4 protein-coding genes are annotated in these 4,909 nt (G+C 43.0%); 3 read left to right on the top strand and 1 reads right to left on the bottom strand.

Annotated features, from left to right (window positions below):
* Positions 1 to 163: 163 nt before the first annotated feature.
* On the bottom strand, positions 164 to 1,426 hold the full coding sequence (locus Q1A70_RS18890) for a DUF945 family protein (protein WP_299695353.1): 1,263 nt from the start codon (positions 1,424 to 1,426) through the stop codon (positions 164 to 166).
* Between the two features lie 183 nt (positions 1,427 to 1,609).
* Between Q1A70_RS18890 and Q1A70_RS18885 the strand changes: the two genes are divergently transcribed.
* The 3 genes from Q1A70_RS18885 to Q1A70_RS18875 all read left to right on the top strand — a co-directional run bounded on the left by Q1A70_RS18885 (position 1,610) and on the right by Q1A70_RS18875 (position 4,835).
* Positions 1,610 to 3,553, top strand: a complete 1,944-nt coding sequence (locus Q1A70_RS18885) for an ATP-binding protein (RefSeq protein WP_299695356.1) — start codon at positions 1,610 to 1,612, stop codon at positions 3,551 to 3,553.
* Positions 3,546 to 4,043: a response regulator gene (locus Q1A70_RS18880; RefSeq protein WP_299695359.1), complete on the top strand. Its 498-nt coding sequence runs from the start codon at positions 3,546 to 3,548 to the stop codon at positions 4,041 to 4,043. The genes Q1A70_RS18885 and Q1A70_RS18880 overlap by 8 nt, the downstream gene beginning before the upstream one ends.
* A 249-nt stretch (positions 4,044 to 4,292) precedes the next feature.
* Entirely contained in the window at positions 4,293 to 4,835 is a 543-nt protein-coding gene (locus Q1A70_RS18875; protein ID WP_299695362.1) for a hypothetical protein, read from the top strand.
* The last annotated feature ends 74 nt before the right edge of the window (positions 4,836 to 4,909 follow it).

Below are 4,909 nucleotides of genomic sequence, written 5' to 3'. Positions count from 1 at the left end.
GGGTCTATCGGATTTTTACATGTTGGTAGGATCATTCAACTGATCTGCCGATTATTGTCTTAACTGATCGGCATTAGGTCTTAAGACTTCTTTTAATTCGTATGCTACAAAATGTTGAGCTTAACCCGCTCGATCACCCTATCACTATTGAGTCCGGCTCACTTTATTGCATAAACACAGGCATAAGCAGGGCAATGAATGGAATTTCTTGTCCATTTTCAAACACTAAATTTCCATTTTCTAAATCAGCACTGATTTCGTAACCACTCGCCGTTTCCTTGATCATTTCCATCACGAGCAATTCATCGATACCTTCACGAATAAAGGGGTATTCTTCAACCAGTTCATTTGAGAAGCTAGAGTAAATATTACCTGTGAGCGAGGGAACCAGCATGGCAAGGTTGCTACTGATATTTTCAGTGCCTTCTGGTACGCTCACCAACCATTTAGATTCGAATTGACCTTTGCCTAAATCTAGCGACATATTGTTCATCGACAGGTCGAACCCCTTGGCAAACAGCGTATCAATAAAAGGAATGATCTCGGTGATATCCGCTTGAGACAACTCCGGATTCAATTGATAGATCTCAAAAATTTTCTCAAATGACTGACTATCGACTTTCGCCATCTCAAAGTCGACATTCAGGTTATTGATTTGACCATCGCTACTCTCAATGTTTGCGATATCCAGTTTAAGATTGCTACGCAGACGCTTAGTCACTTCATCAAGATGTGACTCAAAATGATACTTTGAGTTTTCGATAGTCATGAATGGCTGCATTGCCGAGTCTGAAACCAAAAAGCTATCAATAGTAAAGTTTTGTGTTCCGAGCCAGTAACCTTTCGCCTGCTGGCCTGAGCCAACGCCAGTTAAATTAGAGAAAGTCACCTCTTCACCAGTTTCAAAATCAATTTGAACAGAAGGGATCGACAACGTGTAATCAACCTGCCCTAATACGGTCGCATGGCCAGAAAGCGAAGACTGAGTGATAGAGATAGAGGTGCCACTTTCATCAGCCCCTTGATGGTTAAACTGGCTTAATTCAAAGTCGAAATCCGTATTGCCGTTTAATTCTGTGCTAGTGGTCAAGGTAAGAGGCAGAATATCGGTATTTTCAAGCGTTGACAGCGCATTCAGGCTCACTAAACCGTGGCTTACCGCACTATTAATAATGAACTCACTCGGCAACCCATCAATCGCTAATTGCTCTTTTAAGTTTTCATCCGTAACAGTTAAGCGAGTTCGTACGTTAGAAGAGAGGTAACCCCTATCGTATTCCACAATCTCAGCCTGAAGGCTTGAATTATTAAGCTTTGCAACGCCATCAGTAATCGCATTTTGTCCAATTTGCCCAACCGCGAGCGGCCAACAAAGTGCCAATGATATTGCTCCACCAATTGCACCAATTTTTCTTAACTGTTCCATGAATTCTCTTTCTACACTCGTCTGTTTTTTTTAGTCTAACCCATCAATAGCCAACAAGAAACATTGAGTTAAATCAGCCTATTGCTCGATACTTTATTTCCCTAAGCAAAATAAAGGCTGGCTCTCATCTCTACTTGGTGGTTATTGCTACGCTAGAAGTGTTACCGCTACTAAGGTTGAATCGTGAATCAATACGCTATCATCTGCTTGGACAATAATCCGCTTAACATTGAGAAAGTACGCTCAGATTTAGCACCGCTGTCTACGGTATTCGATATCTATACTGCCGAGAGCCTCATTGATGCGCATCTCGCATTAAAAGGTATCCAAAGCAATCAGCAGTCTGTTGCCTTGGTGATCACTTACCATCATTTTGAATTCAGTGGCGTACCCTTTCTCATTGAACTTGAGCGGCTACCTCATTGTAATAGCACTAGAACTATCTTAGTCAGCGCTTCGTCAGACATTCAAGCCATGCTAACCGCACTCAATGAAGGTAAGCTCAACCATTGCCTCACCAATCCGCTACAAGACCAAGCTCTCTTCAAGGCGGCACAAAAAGAGCTGACATCCTTTATTGTCCAGAGCGGCGCTGACAACCTTTTATCGTACAGCGGTACGTTGGATCAACAACGTATAATCAAAGCCCACATCGAGAACAAAATTCAATCGTTTCAATCTGGTTTCATTCATGACTACCATCAGCTTTCTGATACCACCCTTGCTGAAAATGTCGTCAATGGCTTGCAAGCGGTGTTTTCTGAAGATGACAGCACTAAGGCGATGCGCGCCTACTCACCGGAGCACCTACTCACGGTAGAAGGCGAAGAAAATCGCTTTTTATGGTTGATCATTGACGGTGAAATCGCACTTTATAAAAAAGATGAACGGGGGCAACAGCGAGAAGTCGTACGCCACTCAAAAGGAAACATTGTCGGTGGTATGTCTTTTGTTACCGGAGAACCCTCTTTCTCTACTGCAATAACATTGACCAAGACTCGGGTGATCAAACTAGACAAAGAGAGTTTTGAGCAAGTCATGCACTCCAACAATACTCTGCTTGCGCTATTTACCAACCTATTACTGCGTCACTTTAACCGGCGATTACAAAGAAGCATCACCAATAAAATCAAATTGCAGCAGACGTTAGAGTATCTCGAATCCGCACATTTGCAATTGATAGAGAAAGAGAAGATGGCAATCCTAGGTCAGCTCGTTGCCGGTGTCGCGCATGAATTAAACAATCCTATTGCAGCAATATTGAGAAGCATTGACACCCTCTCTGAGCATCTTGATCAGATACTCGAAAACCCGCCACTACCAGAACCGAGTAAAGGCAGTGTGGTGCTGACGCATTCAAAATTAGCGAAACCACGTTCAACGGCTCAAGAAAGACAGATTGTAAAGCAGCTCTCTTCGGCCATTGATAATCGCGTTTTAGCCAAAAAAGCAGTGAAACTCAACCTAAACCATGACGCTGCGATATTAGAAATATTGAAGCATTCACCAGACGCTGCCAGAGAGCTGCTTAATGATCTCGAACATTACCACTGTGTTGGAAATTCTATACGTTCAATTCAAGTGTGCAGTAAGCGTATTGCCGACATGGTCAAAAGCCTAAAAAGCTATACCCGCAAAGACGAAGAAGCTCAGCACTACGCAGATATCCATGAAGGAATTGAAGATACGTTAGTGATCTTTGAAAGCAGGCTTAAACATCATCAACTCGTAAAGCACTATAATACTGACTTACCGCCTTTGTTATGCCAGCCGCTCGCGCTGCAGCAGGTGTGGACTAACCTTCTGTGCAATGCGCTTGATGCCCTTTCTGAGCGGGGCACAATATCGATCACCACCTCACAGCAGACGAAAGGTGACGACACATTTCTTATGGTGCAAATTTCAGATACAGGCCACGGTATCGCTAACGAGAACATCAACTCCATTTTCAATCCAAATTTCACCACCAAAAAAGAGGGTAACTTTGGCCTAGGGGTTGGGTTATCCATTTCTCAACAAATCGTTTGGGCCCATCAAGGGTTTATTTTGGTTGAGTCCGAAGTTGGTAGCCATACTGACATGCAAGTGTGGCTGCCATTCAAGCAGCAAGGAGCACCTCATGAATAAATATCTCATTTTATGTGTCGATGATGAACCTGAAGTACTCAATAGTATCCTTCAAGACCTAGCAACGTTTGAAGAAAACTTTATGGTTGAGGGGGCAGAGTCAGTAGATGAAGCTAAGCAAGTGATCAAAGAGGTCAGTAAAGATGACATTAAGCTCGCCTTAATCTTATGTGACCACATCATGCCGGAAAAAACAGGGATCGACTTTCTGATTGAACTCAACCAACACGAATCGACTAAGCCAACACGGAAACTGCTGCTCACAGGACAAGCTGGGCTCGAAGATACCATTACAGCCATTAATAACGCTGCGCTTGATTTCTATATATCAAAACCTTGGCAAGGCGATCAACTAAGAGACACCATTACTCATCAGCTTACTGATTTTGTCATCGCCAACGACAAACAACTGCTCAACTGGACTGCCATATTAGATACCGAACGTATACTCAAGTCAGTCGCTGATACACGAATTCATTTAGGTGAATAACCGTCAACCGTGAATAAGCTACTACTAAAATTCGATGTTTACCCCTTAAATTGGGTTGAATCGCACAAAAACATGAGATCTCAGTTGCAAAGCCGTGTCTAAATCGCTCATTTTTTGGCTAAATGACAAATGATGAGCACTTTTATGCATTACTTTTCCGTAAGTTAGATTAAACTGTCTCAATATTTATGGTTTGCCTGATTTTTCTCAAACCAAAGGAATCAACACAAATAAAGGTTTACTGTCGTTATGCGTAAAATACTACTTACTACTTCACTGCTACTGGCTTCTAGCTATGTATTTGCTGCTGAAGAGAAACCACAAGTCATGAGCAACTTCAGCTACGATTACTTTGAAGCACGCATCGGTGCCAGCCCAATGACATTTGGTGGCGCGCTCAGTAAGTCAATTCACCCGAATGCTCACTTTGTTGCGCGTATCGATTCCGAATTTGAAGGCGATTACGACTCTGGCGTTGGTTTAGGCTTCCATGCTCCTGTCAACAACTGGGCGGATCTAACCGGTGAAATGCTCGCGCGTATCGTTCAACCTGAGAACTCAAGCTCTACGGACTTTGGTATGGAGATCAACATTGGTATCCGCCAATGGCTTGGTCCGCAACTGGAGATTGGTGGTAAAGGTGGTTATGTATCTATCGACGATAACGACGATTGGATCGGTTCTTTTTATGTACGCTTTCACGCTACAGAACTCTTTGCTATTGGCGCAGAAGCTCGTATTAACGACTTCTACGGTGAGCAGCTCATGTTCACGACACGCTTCAAGTTCTAATACCAATTTGATTATTTAATTGGTCAGCTTAGTCCAACTTCGGTAGCACATAGATATAACCTTCTCAGTCGACT

It is taken from the genome of uncultured Vibrio sp. (genome assembly GCF_947488985.1).
Classification (GTDB): domain Bacteria; phylum Pseudomonadota; class Gammaproteobacteria; order Enterobacterales; family Vibrionaceae; genus Vibrio.
The sequence above is the reverse complement of the archived record's forward strand: the minus strand, read 5'-3'. Positions and strand labels throughout refer to the sequence as shown.

Coding starts and splice junctions, on each gene's coding strand:
- Q1A70_RS18890 (WP_299695353.1), bottom strand. CDS start 1,426: ATGGAACAGTTAAGAAAAATTGGTGCAATTGGTGGAGCAATATCATTG.
- Q1A70_RS18880 (WP_299695359.1), top strand. CDS start 3,546: ATGAATAAATATCTCATTTTATGTGTCGATGATGAACCTGAAGTACTC.
- Q1A70_RS18875 (WP_299695362.1), top strand. CDS start 4,293: ATGCGTAAAATACTACTTACTACTTCACTGCTACTGGCTTCTAGCTAT.